Source organism: Streptomyces sp. NPDC001401, assembly GCF_042895385.1.
In the GTDB taxonomy this organism is placed as follows: domain Bacteria; phylum Actinomycetota; class Actinomycetes; order Streptomycetales; family Streptomycetaceae; genus Streptomyces.
This window is the reverse complement of the sequence record NZ_JBIAWI010000012.1, coordinates 200989-214960: the sequence shown is the minus strand read 5'-3', so window position 1 is coordinate 214960 and position 13972 is coordinate 200989. Positions and strand designations below refer to the sequence as shown.

Annotated in this window: 14 protein-coding genes and 1 tRNA gene; 5 read left to right on the top strand and 10 right to left on the bottom strand. The window is 71.1% G+C overall.

Annotation, left to right across the window (positions count from 1 at the left end; translation table 11 throughout):
• Positions 1–100 precede the first annotated feature (100 nt).
• The 4 genes from ACFY10_RS34605 to ACFY10_RS34590 form a co-directional block, all read right to left on the bottom strand.
• Complete coding sequence (locus tag ACFY10_RS34605; protein WP_390669191.1) at positions 101–1570, bottom strand: FtsW/RodA/SpoVE family cell cycle protein; 1470 nt, start codon at positions 1568–1570, stop codon at positions 101–103.
• A gap of 27 nt (positions 1571–1597) precedes the next feature.
• On the bottom strand, positions 1598–3151 hold the full coding sequence (locus tag ACFY10_RS34600; RefSeq protein WP_390669276.1) for a Stp1/IreP family PP2C-type Ser/Thr phosphatase: 1554 nt from the start codon (positions 3149–3151) through the stop codon (positions 1598–1600).
• A gap of 90 nt (positions 3152–3241) precedes the next feature.
• Positions 3242–3757, bottom strand: a complete 516-nt coding sequence (locus tag ACFY10_RS34595; RefSeq protein ID WP_099930121.1) for an FHA domain-containing protein — start codon at positions 3755–3757, stop codon at positions 3242–3244.
• A gap of 10 nt (positions 3758–3767) precedes the next feature.
• Complete coding sequence (locus tag ACFY10_RS34590) at positions 3768–4631, bottom strand: FhaA domain-containing protein (protein ID WP_390669190.1); 864 nt, start codon at positions 4629–4631, stop codon at positions 3768–3770.
• A gap of 564 nt (positions 4632–5195) precedes the next feature.
• Between ACFY10_RS34590 and ACFY10_RS34585 the strand changes: the two genes are divergently transcribed.
• The 5 genes from ACFY10_RS34585 to ACFY10_RS34565 all read left to right on the top strand — a co-directional run bounded on the left by ACFY10_RS34585 (position 5196) and on the right by ACFY10_RS34565 (position 8952).
• A tRNA-Leu gene (locus ACFY10_RS34585) sits at positions 5196–5282 on the top strand.
• A gap of 217 nt (positions 5283–5499) precedes the next feature.
• Entirely contained in the window at positions 5500–6933 is a 1434-nt protein-coding gene (locus tag ACFY10_RS34580) for a DUF2252 domain-containing protein (protein ID WP_390669189.1), read from the top strand.
• Positions 6934–6972: 39 nt separating this feature from the next.
• Positions 6973–7452 carry a hypothetical protein gene (locus ACFY10_RS34575; protein WP_390669188.1) on the top strand — a complete coding sequence of 160 codons (480 nt, stop codon included), beginning with the start codon at positions 6973–6975 and terminating at the stop codon, positions 7450–7452.
• A gap of 228 nt (positions 7453–7680) precedes the next feature.
• A complete protein-coding gene (locus ACFY10_RS34570; RefSeq protein WP_390669187.1) occupies positions 7681–8523 on the top strand; it encodes a J domain-containing protein in 843 nt (280 codons plus the stop codon).
• A gap of 99 nt (positions 8524–8622) precedes the next feature.
• Positions 8623–8952, top strand: coding sequence for a rhodanese-like domain-containing protein (locus tag ACFY10_RS34565; protein WP_390669275.1), 330 nt, complete (start codon positions 8623–8625; stop codon positions 8950–8952).
• A 19-nt stretch (positions 8953–8971) separates the two neighbouring features.
• Here ACFY10_RS34565 and ACFY10_RS34560 read toward each other — a convergent pair whose 3' ends face one another.
• The 6 genes from ACFY10_RS34560 to paaA all read right to left on the bottom strand — a co-directional run bounded on the left by ACFY10_RS34560 (position 8972) and on the right by paaA (position 13838).
• Entirely contained in the window at positions 8972–10105 is a 1134-nt protein-coding gene (locus tag ACFY10_RS34560) for an acyl-CoA dehydrogenase family protein (RefSeq protein ID WP_390669186.1), read from the bottom strand.
• 146 nt (positions 10106–10251) lie between these two features.
• The gene (locus tag ACFY10_RS34555) at positions 10252–11313 is read right to left on the bottom strand and encodes a 2Fe-2S iron-sulfur cluster-binding protein (RefSeq protein WP_390669185.1); all 1062 of its coding nucleotides are present in this window, start codon (positions 11311–11313) and stop codon (positions 10252–10254) included.
• Positions 11313–11828 carry a 1,2-phenylacetyl-CoA epoxidase subunit PaaD gene (gene paaD, locus ACFY10_RS34550; protein WP_390669274.1) on the bottom strand — a complete coding sequence of 172 codons (516 nt, stop codon included), beginning with the start codon at positions 11826–11828 and terminating at the stop codon, positions 11313–11315. The genes ACFY10_RS34555 and paaD overlap by 1 nt, the downstream gene beginning before the upstream one ends.
• On the bottom strand, positions 11825–12544 hold the full coding sequence (gene paaC, locus ACFY10_RS34545; RefSeq protein WP_390669184.1) for a 1,2-phenylacetyl-CoA epoxidase subunit PaaC: 720 nt from the start codon (positions 12542–12544) through the stop codon (positions 11825–11827). The genes paaD and paaC overlap by 4 nt, the downstream gene beginning before the upstream one ends.
• Positions 12541–12828 carry a 1,2-phenylacetyl-CoA epoxidase subunit PaaB gene (paaB, locus tag ACFY10_RS34540; RefSeq protein WP_390669183.1) on the bottom strand — a complete coding sequence of 96 codons (288 nt, stop codon included), beginning with the start codon at positions 12826–12828 and terminating at the stop codon, positions 12541–12543. The genes paaC and paaB overlap by 4 nt, the downstream gene beginning before the upstream one ends.
• Entirely contained in the window at positions 12825–13838 is a 1014-nt protein-coding gene (paaA, locus tag ACFY10_RS34535; RefSeq protein ID WP_390669182.1) for a 1,2-phenylacetyl-CoA epoxidase subunit PaaA, read from the bottom strand. Before paaA ends, paaB begins: the two co-directional genes overlap by 4 nt.
• Positions 13839–13972: the final 134 nt, after the last annotated feature.

The window sequence follows — 13972 nt, the reverse complement described above, 5'->3', positions numbered from 1 at the left end:
TGTGTCTGGTCATCCCGTGAACAACGGGATTCGAATGGTCGTTCGTAATTCTAGTGAGCGACCTGGGGGAAATGATGTTGATGGAGTGGGGTGATCAGGATCACTCGACGGGACCGGCGGTGCCGGGGCGGACCACCTGGGTCATCTCGGCGTCGGGGTTGCCGGCGGGCGCGGGCGCCGGGCGGCGTGCGGTGTCGCTGATTCTGATCAGGATGCCGATCAGGGCCCAGTTGGCGATGACGGAGGAGCCGCCGTAGGCGAGGAAGGGCATCGTCATACCGGTCAGCGGAATCAGGCCCATCACACCGCCGGCCACCACGAAGACCTGTAGCGCGAAGGCGCCGGACAGGCCGATCGCGAGCAGCTTGCCGAACGGGTCGCGGGCGGCGAGGGCGGTGCGCACACCGCGCTCCACGATCAGGCCGTAGACCAGCAGGATCGCCATGATGCCGGCCAGACCCAGCTCCTCGCCGAAGGTGGCGAGGATGAAGTCGGAGTTGGCGGCGAAGCGGATCAGCTCGGAGTGGCCCTGGCCCCAGCCGGTGCCGAGGGTGCCGCCGGAGCCGAAGGCCCACAGGGCCTGCATGGCCTGTTCGGAGTGGACCAGGCCGTCGCCGTTCGGGGTGCGGCTGAGGGTGTACTCGCGCATCGGGTCGAGCCAGGCCTGGACACGCGTTTGGACGTGCGGCTCGAAGCTGGCCACGCCGACGGCGCCGGCCGCGGACATCAGCAGACCGAAGACGATCCAGCTGGTCCGCTCGGTGGCGACGTACAGCATGATGACGAACATTCCGAAGAACAGCAGCGAGGTACCGAGGTCGGTCTCGAAGACCAGGATGAGGATCGAGATCATCCAGACGACGATGATCGGGCCGAGGTCGCGGCCGCGCGGCAGGTACAGGCCCATGAAGCGGCGGCTGGCGAGGGCGAGCGCGTCGCGCTTGACCATCAGGTAGCCGGCGAAGAAGACCGCCAGGACGATCTTGGCGAACTCGCCGGGCTGGATGGTGAAGCTGCCGACCTGGATCCAGATCTTGGCGCCGTAGGTGATGTTGGCGCCGAGGCCGGGGACCAGCGGGAGCAGCAGCAGGACCAGGGCGCCGACCATGGAGATGTAGGTGTAGCGCTGGAGGACCCGGTGGTCCTTGAGGAAGATCAGGACGACGACGAACAGGGTGATGCCGAGCGCCGTGTAGATCAGCTGGTTGGTGGCCTTGCCGCCGGCCACGCCGATCTGCCGCAGCAGCGCCGACTGGTCGAGCCGCCAGATCGCGACGAGCCCGAGTCCGTTCAGCAGCGTGGCCAGGGGCAGCAGCAGCGGGTCGGCGTACGGGGCGAACTTCCGTACGGCGAGATGGCCGACGCCCGCGAGCAGGCCGAGTCCCAGGCCGTAGCTCAGCAGCCCGGCCGGCACCTTGTCGTCGATGGCCAGGCCCACGTTGGCGTAGGCGAAGACCGGGATGACGACGGCGAACAGCAGGAGCGCGAGCTCGGTGTTGCGCCGGCTCGGTGCGCCGATCGCGCCGATCGTGGACGTATGGTGCGTCGGGGTGTTGGTAGTACTGCTCATCGTGTGACAGGGCCTCTCACGGCTTGCCTACTGCTTACCGCACAGCGAGACGACCTTCTGCTCATCCTCCGAGAGGGTGGGGCCGGGGCTGGGGGTGGGTGCGGTCGCTGATGTGGACGGGGTCGGTGAGGTCGACGGGCTCGGTGATGCCTTGGACGTGAGGGAGGTCTTGGTGGTTCCTGTGGTGCCGCCCGCCTGGCCCGTGCCGGTCTTCGAGTTCTTCTCGCTCTCGGCCTGCTGACGCTCGGTCTCCTTCTTGCACGCGGAGGCCTGCACGGAAAGCTCGTTGATCTTCGACTGGGCGTCGGTCAGGCCGCCCTCGGCGATCGTCGTCTTGACCTGCTTCTGCTGGTACGGCGGCAGGTACTTGAGTTCGATCTCGGGGTGGTCCTTCTCCACCTTCGAGAGGGAGACCCAGGCCAGGTCCTGGCTGATGCCCCGGTACAGCGCGACGTGCTCGGCCTTGGTGCCGACGTAGTACTGGGTCTGCGTCCAGCGCCAGCCGCCGTAGAGGCCGCCGCCGACGACGGCGAGGGCGAGCACGATGTAGAAGGATCTCTTCGCCCACTTGCGGCCCTTGCCGGGTTTGACGAAGTCGTCGTCGGTGTAGTCGCCGAAGCTGCCCGCGGGGATGTAGCCGGTGGTGTCGCCGGAGCCGGGCGGGCCGAACTCGCCGCCGCCCCCTCCGTGACCCTGGCGGCCGAGGCCGGAGGCGCGCCCTGCGGGGGTCTCCATGAAGCCGGGGTCGTGCAGGTGGTTCTGGTTCTCGGCGACCGCGCCGACCACGACCGGGGTGTCGGAGAGCTGCCCGGCGAGGGTGTCCCCGGTGTCCAGGTCCAGTACGTCGGCGACGATGACGGTGATGTTGTCGGGGCCGCCGCCGCGCAGCGCGAGCTGGATCAGCTCCTGCACGGTCTCCTGCGGGCCCTGGTAGCTGGCGAGGGTGTCCTCGAGCGTCTGGTGCGAGACGACGCCCGACAGACCGTCGGAGCAGATCAAGTAGCGGTCGCCGGCGCGGACTTCACGGATCGAGAGGTCCGGCTCGACATGCTCGCCGCTGCCCAGCGCGCGCATCAGCAGGGAGCGCTGCGGGTGGGTGGTGGCTTCCTCTTCGGTGATACGGCCCTCGTCGACCAGGCGCTGCACCCAGGTGTGGTCCTGGGTGATCTGGGTGAGGACGCCGTCGCGGAGCAGGTACGCGCGCGAGTCGCCGACGTGCACGAGGCCGAGCCGCTGGCCGGTCCACAGGAGGGCGGTGAGCGTGGTGCCCATGCCCTCGAGCTGCGGGTCCTCTTCCACCATGGCGCGCAGCTGGTCGTTGGCGCGCTGTACGGCGGTGCCGAGGGAGGTGAGGATGTCGGAGCCCGGCACGTCGTCGTCGAGGGCGACGATGGTGGAGATGGCCTCGGAGGAGGCGACCTCTCCGGCGGCGGCGCCGCCCATGCCGTCGGCGATCGCGAGCAGGCGCGGACCGGCGTATCCGGAGTCCTCGTTGCCCTCGCGGATCATGCCTTTGTGCGATCCGGCGGCGAAGCGCAGTGACAGACTCATGCGCACCTCGCCCGTCGGCTCCGGGTACATCCGCACGGTGCCCACCCTCCGGTCGGGAGCGCGCCGGTGCCCGTGGTGGGGGCCGCCGCTGCGTGCTCGCTCCGCTCGCTCATTTTCGTACTACTTCCGCAGCTCGATGACTGTCTTGCCGATGCGGATCGGCGCGCCCAGGGGAATCGGCGTGGGGGTCGTGAGCCGGCTCCGGTCGAGGTACGTGCCGTTGGTGGAGCCCAGGTCCTCGACGATCCACTGGCCGTCGCGGTCCGGGTAGATCCTGGCATGGCGGCTGGAGGCGTAGTCGTCGTCCAGCACGATCGTGCTGTCGTGCGCCCGGCCCAGGGTGATGGTCTGGCCCTGGAGCGCGACGGTCGTGCCGGTGAGGGTGCCCTCGGACACGACGAGTTTGGTGGGGGCGTTACGGCGCTGGCGGCCGCCGCCGGCCTGCTGACGCTGCTGCGGCGGCGCGGCCTGTTGCCGGGCGGCCTGCTGTGGCCGTGCGGCTTCGCGCCTGGACCCGCGCTGGGTGACGCGCGTACCGAACAGGTCGCTGCGGATGACCTGCACGGCCACGATCACGAACAGCCACAGTACGGCCAGGAAACCCAGCCGCATGACCGTGAGGGTCAGCTCTGACATTGCCCCCGCTTCACCCTTCGGCTTGCCGGTAAATGATGGTGGTGCTGCCCACGACGATCCGCGAGCCGTCGCGGAGCGTAGCGCGGGTGGTGTGCTGCCCGTCCACCACGATGCCGTTGGTGGACCCGAGATCCTGGATCGTCGAGGGCGTTCCGGTCCGGATCTCACAGTGCCGGCGGGAGACGCCGGGGTCGTCGATCCGCACGTCGGCTTCGGTGCTGCGGCCCAGCACCAGCGTCGGGCGGGAGATCTGATGGCGGGTGCCGTTGATCTCGATCCAGTGGCGGGTGCGTGAGCCGGGCTGCGGTGCGCCGACCGGGCCGCCGGCCGCGCCAGGACGCTGGCCGTAGGGCGCGGCACCGGGGCGCGCGCCGGGCGGCGCGGCAGGCATCGGCGGGGCGCCCGCAGGTGCGGCGGCCGGCGGGTAGCCGTACCCTCCGCCGGGGCGGCCTGCCGGCCCGGCCGCCGGAGCGGCGGGCCCGGGAGCCTGCTGGCTGCTGGAGGAGGCGAGCGTACGGCTGCGCACCCGGTACAGGCCGGTGTCGAGGTCGTCCGCCTTCTCCAGGTGGACCTTGATGGGTCCCATGAAGGTGTAGCGCTGCTGCTTGGCGTAGTCGCGCACCATGCCGGCGAGCTCGTCGCCGAGCTGGCCGGAGTAGGGGCTGAGCCGCTCGAAGTCCGGCGTGCTCAGCTCAACGATGAAGTCGTTGGGCACGACCGTCCGGTCGCGGTTCCAGATGGTCGCGTTGTTGTCGCACTCGCGCTGGAGCGCTCCGGCGATCTCCACGGGCTGGACCTCGGACTTGAACACCTTGGCAAAGGTGCCGTTGACCAGACCTTCGAGACGCTGCTCGAACTTCTTCAGGACTCCCATGAGGCACCTCCTCCGATGTCGCTTCCATCCAGTGTCCCGGCTGGCGGGCGCTGCCTTGCCTGGTACTGCTTACTGATCGTATCCACGCGCGGGTGAATCAGCTGGTTCCCCCTGTCGGCCTTGTCGACGGGTGTCGACGCTGGACGAAGTTCCCTCCGGAAGTTCCCTCCGAAGCTGCCCTTCGAACTCCTCCCGCGCACTCCTTCTGCCAAGGATCGTAGAGGTGGCCGCAGACCAGTGTCCCGCACCTGACTGTGGACCCGGCCCGGCTCAAGGGGAGACGAGCCGGACCGGTACGAGGTTGATACGTGAACCGGTACGTGTTGATACGGAGCGGGGGGCTCGGCGGGTCGGTCGTCCGTGGGCCGGTCGGTCGCGGGTCGCGTGGCGGGAAGCGGCGTGGGTCGGCAGGTCGTGGGCCGGTCGCCGACTGGACGACACGTCCGTGCTGGTGGGCGGCTGCCCAGGCATAAGGGATGTGAACCCACCCCTGCCAGCGTGCTAATGTTCTGCGTGTCGGAAGGCGCCAGCCCCAAGGGTCCGGAGCCGGAGGACACACCCAATGCGCGGGTGGCGGAATAGGCAGACGCGCTGGATTCAGGTTCCAGTGCCCGCAAGGGCGTGGGGGTTCAACTCCCCCCTCGCGCACCAGCCGAAAGCCCCCAGGTCTCTGACCTGGGGGCTTTCGCGTTGTCCGGGGCGGTGTGAGGCGTGTTACCCGGTGAGGACAATCACACGGCCCGCCGGCCGGTCCCGGGCGGCGTTTTCCACAGGTGCGGAGTTGTCCACAGGGTCTGACGCACTTCGGCCACCGGCTGTACGGTCGGCACGAGTTGATGTTCGTGCCCGTGCGGGGGAGGCGGTTGGTGTGACCGAAATCGGAGAGGCAGCGGAGGCGGCGGCGGTGGAGTCGGGCGTGCGGCGGCTGCCGCGGGTGCGGGGCTTCGCCGAGTGGCCCGCCGAGGGGTCGCCCAAGGACGAGGGCAAGGCGCTGCGCAAGCGGGTGCCGCGCAGCGCGCACTCCGCGCTCGACCTGGACGGTTCCCGCCCGCACGCGGCCGACGCGGTGGAGGAGTCCCACCGAGGCCGGATCGCCGAGCTCACTCCGATACGGGCGGGCCGGATGGCGGCCACTCCCTTCGCCTTCCTGCGCGGCTCGGCCGGCCTCATGGCGTACGACCTCGCGCGCACACCCATGACCCGGATCCGCGCGCAGATCTGCGGAGATGCGCATGCCGCCAACTTCGGCCTGTACGGCGATGCGCGCGGCGACCTGGTCATCGACCTCAACGACTTCGACGAGACCGTCCACGGCCCCTGGGAGTGGGACCTCAAGCGGCTCGCCGCCTCGCTCGTCCTCGCGGGCCGGGAGGCCGGCGCCGACGAGGACCACTGCCGCAAGGCGGCCTACGACGCGACCGGCGCCTACCGCCGCACCATGCGGCTGCTCGCCAAGCTGCCGGTACTGGACGCGTGGAACGCCATCGCGGACGAGGAACTCGTCTCCCACACCGACGCCCACGACCTGCTCGGCACGCTGGAGCGGGTCTCGGAGAAGGCGCGGGCCAATACGAGCGGGCGCTTCGCGGCGAAGTCGACGGAGCAGGCCGAGGACGGCGGGCGCCGCTTCGTCGAGGCGCTGCCGGTGCTGCGGCGGGTGCCGGACGCGGAGGCCGCGGCGGTGGCGGCGGCCCTCGAGCAGTATGTGACGACGCTCTCCGAGGACCGGCTTCCGCTGCTGGCCCGCCACGCGGTGCACGACGTCGCCTTCCGGGTCGTCGGCACGGGCAGCGTCGGCACACGGTCGTACGTCGTGCTGCTCCTGGACCACCGGGGGCAGCCGCTCGTCCTGCAAGTGAAGGAGGCCCGCCCCTCGACGCTCGTGCCGCACCTGGTGGCCGCGGGCTTCGAGGCGCCGGAGGTGGAGCACGAGGGCCGCCGGGTGGTTCTCGGGCAGAAGCGCATGCAGGTCGTCAGCGACATCCTGCTGGGATGGACGTCGGTGGACGGACGGCCCTTCCAGGTACGGCAGTTCCGCAACCGCAAGGGCAGCGTCGACCCGGCGGCGCTGGCCGCCGACCAGATAGACGACTACGGCCGCATGACCGGCGCCCTCCTGGCCCGCGCCCACTCCCACAGCGCCGACCCGCGCCTGGTCGCCGGGTACTGCGGCAAGAGCGAGGAACTGGACGAGGCGATCGCCGACTTCGCCGTCGCCTATGCCGACCGCACGGAGGCCGACCACGCCGATCTGGTGGCGGCGGTGCGGGCGGGGCGGATCCCGGCGGAAATGGGAGTGTGAGGGGAGTGTCTGCGGGAGGCGGCCGGTGAGGAGCGTGGCGTGAAGTACGTCGACCTCGACGGGCGGGACGGTGATGTGACGGGGATCATCGACCCGCGGCCCTACCTGGCGCGGCTGCCGGCGCTGGCACCGCAACTGCCGCCGGGGGCAAGGGCGTTCGCCACGGATCCGGGGCACTACGACTTCTGCGCCAAGCGGTGTGTGAAGGATCTCAAGCCGCAAGGCGTACGCCGGACCGGCGACGACGAGATCGAGATCCGCTTCGGGCACAACTGTTTCAAGCACGGCGAGGACCTCCTTGTCCGGTACACGGGCGTCTCGCGTTTCCAGGTGGACGTCCTGGACGTGTGCGACGTGAGCGCGCTGGGCGAGGTGATCCTCGATGAGGTGCTGCCGCACGCCGACGGCTGCACCCATGAGATCGCCTGCCGGCCGGGAACGCTGGTCGTGGTGTGCCGGGATCTGGTGGTGGAGTGGGTGGATGCGGACTGTCCCGAGGCTCGCGGCGAGGGCCGGTGACATCGGGGCCCGTGGGCATCGGGGACGGGGTGTCCCTGGAGGTAGCGGGGTTTCCTGCGGGGTGCCGTCGGCGACCGTCCGGTGCGGATCGTGCCGTGCCTGTGCGGGCAGTGCGGTGGCCGTGCGTCGGGGCGGGCAGCCGGGATGCCGAGCGGGGCGTAGGAGTGCCGGGCCGGCGGCGCCGGTGCGCCGGAGTGGTCCGGCCCCGCCGTGGCCTACGCTGGGCGGGTGACGAGCCCGGAAGCTGAGCAGGGTGGTGTCGCCGGCGAGGCGCAGGCGACGCCCCAGGACGGTGCGCCGCGTCCCGAGGAGCGGCTGGAGCGGGCCGTGCGGGCCGCCGAGCAGGCGCTGATCGAGTACGAGATCGCTGTCGAGACCTTTCGGGTGGAGGTCGAGAACTTCTCCCGGCTGCACCACCAGAAGCTCGGCCCGATGTACGCCCGCCTCGACGAACTGGACGCGCAGATCGCCGAGGCCCGGGCCGCCCGCACCGGCGACCCCGAGGACTGTCGCAAGGCGGACGAGGCACGGGCCCGGGTGCTGCCGATGCCCGGCGTCGAGGAGCTGTTCCACGGCTGGATGGACGGGGAGGGGCTCTTCCCGGAGGCCGTGGCGATGCTCACGGACCAGCCCGTGCGGCCCCCGCAGCGGGTGCGCCCCAGCGACGAGGCCCGCAAGCTCTACCGCGAACTGGTCCGCAAGGCCCACCCCGACCTGGCCCAGGACGACACCGAGCGGGCCCGGCGCGAGGAGTTCATCACCCGGGTCAACGCCGCCTATGCCCGCGGCGACGCACCCCTGCTGCGGGAGCTGGCCGAGGAGTGGGCGAAGGGACCGGCGCCGGCGGAGCGCGGTCCGAGCCGCAGCGAGGAGCTCTACGCCCGCCTCGAATGGCTCGCCCAGCGCAAGGAACTGCTCTCGCTGGTCGCCAAGGAACTGGAGGAGAGCGCGATCGGCTCGATGCTCCGGCTGGCGCCGGACGATCCCGACCGGCTCCTGGAGGAGATCGCCGAGAAGCTCCTGGCCGATGTCTCCCAGCGCGAGGCGGAGCTGGCCGAGCTGCTGGGGTAGGGCGCGCCGGTGGTGGCGGTGGGGCGGTTGCCGCTCGGGCGGCCGGTTCCGTTCCCGGCCGCGTCGGGTAGCGTCTCAGGCATGCATTTCGGAGCTGGTGTGCCCACGGTCGAGGTCGGGGACCTCAAGGACGGCGACTTCCTGCTGGACGTCCGCGAGGACGACGAGTGGCAGGCAGGTCACGCCGAAGGGGCACTGCACATCCCCATCAGTGATTTCGTCGCCCGCTACGGCGAACTGACCGAGGCCGCGCCGCAGGACGGCCGCGTCAACGTGATCTGCCGCTCCGGCGGACGCTCGGCGCAGGTCGCGATGTACCTCGTGCAGCAGGGCATCGACGCCGTGAACGTCGACGGAGGCATGCAGGTGTGGGCGGCCGTGGGCCGCCCGGTCGTGACGGACGAGGGGCAGCCCGGGTTCGTCCTGTAGCTCGTGGCGGCTGCGGCGGTCAGCCGAGCGGGTGTGCCGCCAGCAGGTCGCCCAGGGCCTCCTCGTGCGCTGCCGCCGGGCCGAGCTGCAGCTCCAGGTGCTTGGCCCAGGCGTGATAGCGGTGCAGGGGGTATTCGACGTCCGCCCCGAACCCGCCGTGCAGATGCTGCGCCGTCTGCACGACCCGCCGTACGCCCTCCGACGCCCAGATCTTGGCGACGGCGACGTCACCGGAGGCGGGCAGCACGCCGGGTGCCCCCGAGGCGATCCGCCAGGCGGCCTGCCACAGTGTGGCTTCCATCGCGCGCAGGTCGATGTAACGGTCGGCGGCCTGCACGGCGACGGCCTGGAATGTGGCGACGGGGTATCCGAACTGCTCCCGTTTGCCGGTGTATTCACTGGTCATCGCGAGGACTCGTTCGCCCAGGCCGAGCGCCAGCGCACACGTCCCCGTGGTCAGCAGTTCGCGCAGCCACTCCCATGCGCCGTCGGCGTCGATGGCGTCACGGGCCGCGATCCGGGCGGACTCCAGACGCAGTTCGCCGAGCCGCTCGCCGGTGGTGGAGATCTGCTCGCCGAGGCCGACGCCTTGGTGGATGCGGGGAACCACGGCGAGGAGGGTGCGATCGGCGCTCGTACGGGCCGGTACGACGACGAAGTCGGCGGTGTGTGCCCATGGCACCGCTGTCTGCACCCCGTCCAGGACCCACTCCTCGCCCTCCTGCCGTGCGGTCACGGCGAGTTCGGCCGGGTCGTGGCCGGTGCGGCCGTTCGCGGCGGCGGTCAGCACCACCTCCCCCCGCCCCGCGCGGGTGAGCAGCGCCGACTTCAACTCCTTGCCGCCGTATGCCTGTACGGCCGCGGCGGCCGCGCTGGTCTCCAGCAGTGGCACGCGCGCCAGCACCTTGGCCGACTCCCGCAGCACCAGGCAGAGCGCGATGGCGTCCAGGCCCGCCCCGCCGTACTCCGCGTCCAGCAGCAGGCTCAGCAGGTCCGCCTCGGCGAGCCTGGTCCACAGCGCGCGGTCGAAGTCCTCGGCCACGGCGCCCGCGACGAGCGAGGGAGAAGGCACCGCGTCAGGCGCGACCCCGGCGAACACCCCCCGCGCCGCTTCGGCCGCCGCCTGCTGCTCCTCGGTGAAGGTGAAGTCCACGGTCCCTGTCCTTCCACGCGCACGCCGGCTCACCGACCAGGCACCCAGCCTGATCTGACGGACCGTCAAGATAGAACAGGTTCTAGGAGAAGGGAACGGTGCGGCCGCCCCCGTCGTCCGGGCCCGGTCAGCTCGCCCGGTCCCGGTCAGCGGTCGAAGTCCAGCTCCACCTTCTCCGTCACCGGATGCGACTGGCATGCCAGCACATATCCCGCCCCCGTCTCCTCCGGTTCCAGCGCGAAGTTGCGGTCCATGCGCACCTCGCCGGTGACCAGGAAGGCCCTGCACGTGCCGCATACGCCGCCCTTGCAGGCGTAGGGCGCGTCGGGCCGGTTGCGCAGGACCGTCTCCAGCAGGGACTCGCCGTCCTGCACGGGCCAGGTCCCGCCGCGGCCGTCGAGCCGGGCGGTCACCGTGCTGTGTGCGGGGGCGGTCGCGGCCGGCGTGGGGGCGGCGGCGTCCACGTGGAAGATCTCCTCGTGGATGCGCGTGCGCGCCACACCGAGTCCGCGCAGGGCCCGCTCGGCCCCTTGCACCAGCCCGAACGGCCCGCACAGGAACCATCCCGCCACCTGGCCCACCGGCAGCAGCGCCGGCAGCAACCCGGTCAGCCGCTGCTGGTCGAGCCGCCCGGACGGCAGCCCTGCCTGCTGTTCCTCCCGGGACAGCACCGTCACCAACTGCAGCCGCCCCGGGTACCGGTCCTTCAGATCGGCGACGTCGTCCAGGAACATCGTCGAGGCGGCCGTCCGGTCGCTGCGTATGAGGCAGAACCGGGCCCCCGGCTCGCGCTCGAGCAGCGTCGAGACGATCGAGAGCACGGGAGTGATGCCGCTGCCGCCGACGATCGCCGCGTACAGGCCGGGCGCCGGATCGAGGGTGAAACGGCCGGCCGGGGTCATCACCTCCAGCTCGTCTCCGACATTGATCTCCTTGAGCGCGTACGTCGAGAAGGCCCCGCCCTCGACCAGCCGCACGCCGACCCGCAGGGTGCTGGGCCCCGCGCCGTCGGGGGCGGGTGCCGGGGAGCAGATCGAGTACGTGCGCCGTATCTCCGCCCCGTCGACCAGGCGCCGCAGGGCGAGGTGCTGGCCCGCGGCGTGCCGGTACTCCTCGCGCAGCTGAGGGGGCACGGTGAGGGTGAGGGCCACCGAGTCGTCGGTGAGCCGGTCGACCGCCGCCACCGGGAGCGTGTGGAAGCGGGCCATCACAGCTCCTTGAAGTGGTCGAAGGGTTCACGGCAGGCAAGGCAGCGCCGCAGTGCCTTGCAGGCGGTGGAGGAGAAGCGGCTGAGCAACTCGGTGTCGGCGCTGCCGCAGTGCGGGCAGCGCACCGGCTCCAGCGTGCGGGTCGGGCCCAGCGATACGGGGACCGGTCCGGACACCTCCCGCACGCGCGGGGGCGCTATCCCGAACTCCCGCAGCTTGCGCCGCCCTTCGGGCGTGATGTCGTCCGTCGACCAGGCGGGCCGCAGCACCGTGCGGACGGTGACGTCCCGTATGCCGTGTGTGTGCAGCACCCGCTCTATGTCCAGGGACATCGCCTCGATGGCCGGGCAGCCCGTGTACGTCGGCGTCAGCTCGACCTCGACCGAGTCCGCGCCGCGGACATGCACTGCGCGCAGGACGCCGAGCTCCCGGAGGGTGAGCACGGGCAGTTCGGGGTCGGGCACCGAACCGGCGATCTCGAGGAGTTCGGCCTCCAGGGGGGTGGTCGTCGTCACCATGACGCCCCCGGGTGGCTGCGGTGCAGGTGCTGCATCTCGGCGAGCATCCGGCCGAAGGGCTCGGTGTGCACGCCCTGCCGGCCCGCGCCGGCCGTCCACGCCCCGGCACGCGGTCCCTCGGGGACCGTCAGGGTCGCCCGGCGCAGCACCGCCCGGACGGACTCCAGCCAGGCCGTCTCCATCCCGGCCAGGTCCATGTCCAGGCCGTCCAGCGGCTGGAACATCTCGCCGGTGAACCGCCACAGGGCCGTGCACGCGCGCTGCATGCGCTCGTGGCCGGCCTCCGTGCCGTCGCCGAGCCGCAGGGTCCACTGCTCGGCATGGTCGCGGTGGTAGGCGACCTCCTTGACGGCCTTTGCGGCGAGGCCGGCGAAGGGGCCGTCCCCGGCGGCCAGTTCGGCGTACAGCAGGTGCTGGTAGGTGGAGAAGTAGAGCTGACGGGCGATGGTGTGGGCGAAGTCGCCGTTCGGCTGTTCCACCAGCTGGAGGTTGCGGAAGGCGCGCTCCTCGCGCAGATACGCCAGCTCGTCCTCGTCGCCCACCGTCGACAGCAGCACGCGGGCCTGACCCAGCAGGTCCAGGGCGATGTTGGCGAGGGCGACCTCCTCCTCCAGGACGGGGGCATGGCCCGCCCACTCTCCGAGGCGGTGCGAGAGCACCAGGGCGTCGTCGCCGAGGGCGAGGGCAGCGGTCACGGGAACTGTCGTCGTCACAGGTGCTTCACCCCCTCCGGGATCTCGTAGAACGTCGGGTGCCGGTACGGCTTGTCGGCGGCCGGTTCGAAGAACGGGTCCTTCTCGTCCGGGGAGGACGCGGTGATCGCGGAAGACGCGACGACCCAGATCGAGACGCCCTCGCCGCGGCGGGTGTACAGGTCGCGGGCGTTGCGCAGGGCGAACTCCGCGTCCGGCGCGTGCAGGCTGCCGGCGTGGGTGTGCGAGAGGCCGCGGCGTGAGCGCACGAAGACCTCCCACAGAGGCCAGTCGGTGTTCGTCATGCTCGCGTCGCTCCTGTCTCGCCTGTCTCGCCTGTCTCGCCGGTGTGCTTGGCCGCGTAGGCCGCGGCCGACTCCCGTACCCATGCACCTTCTTCGTGCGCGCGCCTGCGCTGGGTGATCCGCTGCTCGTTGCACGGCCCGTTGCCCTTGAGGACCTCCCGGAACTCCGTCCAGTCGATCGGGCCGAAGTCGTAGTGCCCCCGCTCCTCGTTCCACCGCAGGTCCGGGTCGGGGAGGGTCAGGCCCAGTGACTCGGCCTGGGGGACGCAGATGTCCACGAAGCGCTGGCGCAGCTCGTCGTTCGAATGCCGCTTGATCTTCCACGTCATCGACTGCGCGGAGTGCGCCGACTCGTCGTCGGGCGGACCGAACATCATCAGGGACGGCCACCACCAGCGATTCACCGCGTCCTGCGCCATCGCCTGCTGCTCCGGGGTGCCGCGGCCGAGGGCCAGCAGCAGCTCGTACCCCTGGCGCTGGTGGAAGGACTCCTCCTTGCAGATGCGGACCATCGCGCGCGCGTACGGGCCGTAGGAGCAGCGGCACAGCGGGACCTGGTTGGTGATCGCGGCGCCGTCCACCAGCCAGCCGATCGCGCCGACGTCCGCCCAGGTCAGCGTCGGGTAGTTGAAGATCGAGGAGTACTTCTGGCGGCCGGAGTGGAGCTTGTCGAGCAGCTCGTCGCGGCTGGTGCCGAGGGTCTCGGCCGCGCTGTACAGATAGAGCCCGTGTCCAGCCTCGTCCTGCACCTTGGCGATCAGGATCGCCTTGCGGCGCAGGGACGGCGCGCGGGTGATCCAGTTGGCCTCCGGCTGCATGCCGATGATCTCGGAGTGGGCGTGCTGCGCCATCTGCCGGACCAGCGTCGCGCGATAGGCGTCGGGCATCCAGTCGCGCGGCTCGATGCGCTCGTCGGCGGCCACGGCGGCGTCGAAGGCGCGCTCGTACGCACCGGTGTCGGCGGTGTCCTGCGCGGTGCCGTGCGTCTGGTGCGCGGCTGCTGTCGCCATGCGGTCCCCCTCGACCTGGGCTCTGTCCGGAGCTCGCTCCCGACCGATCGTTCGGTTCGTGCGATTCCATGGTGGGACGGGCGCCGTAAGGTGTCAACCGCTGTGGATAACCTGCGGGCGTGTCCTGTGGACAA

Bases quoted from the DNA above. Each gene is read 5' to 3' on its own strand.
- paaA (WP_390669182.1), bottom strand. From the start codon at position 13,838: ATGGCGACAGCAGCCGCGCACCAGACGCACGGCACCGCGCAGGACACC.
- ACFY10_RS34595 (WP_099930121.1), bottom strand. From the start codon at position 3,757: ATGTCAGAGCTGACCCTCACGGTCATGCGGCTGGGTTTCCTGGCCGTA.
- ACFY10_RS34605 (WP_390669191.1), bottom strand. From the start codon at position 1,570: ATGAGCAGTACTACCAACACCCCGACGCACCATACGTCCACGATCGGC.
- ACFY10_RS34555 (WP_390669185.1), bottom strand. From the start codon at position 11,313: ATGGCCCGCTTCCACACGCTCCCGGTGGCGGCGGTCGACCGGCTCACC.
- ACFY10_RS34590 (WP_390669190.1), bottom strand. From the start codon at position 4,631: ATGGGAGTCCTGAAGAAGTTCGAGCAGCGTCTCGAAGGTCTGGTCAAC.
- paaB (WP_390669183.1), bottom strand. From the start codon at position 12,828: ATGACGAACACCGACTGGCCTCTGTGGGAGGTCTTCGTGCGCTCACGC.
- ACFY10_RS34600 (WP_390669276.1), bottom strand. From the start codon at position 3,151: ATGTACCCGGAGCCGACGGGCGAGGTGCGCATGAGTCTGTCACTGCGC.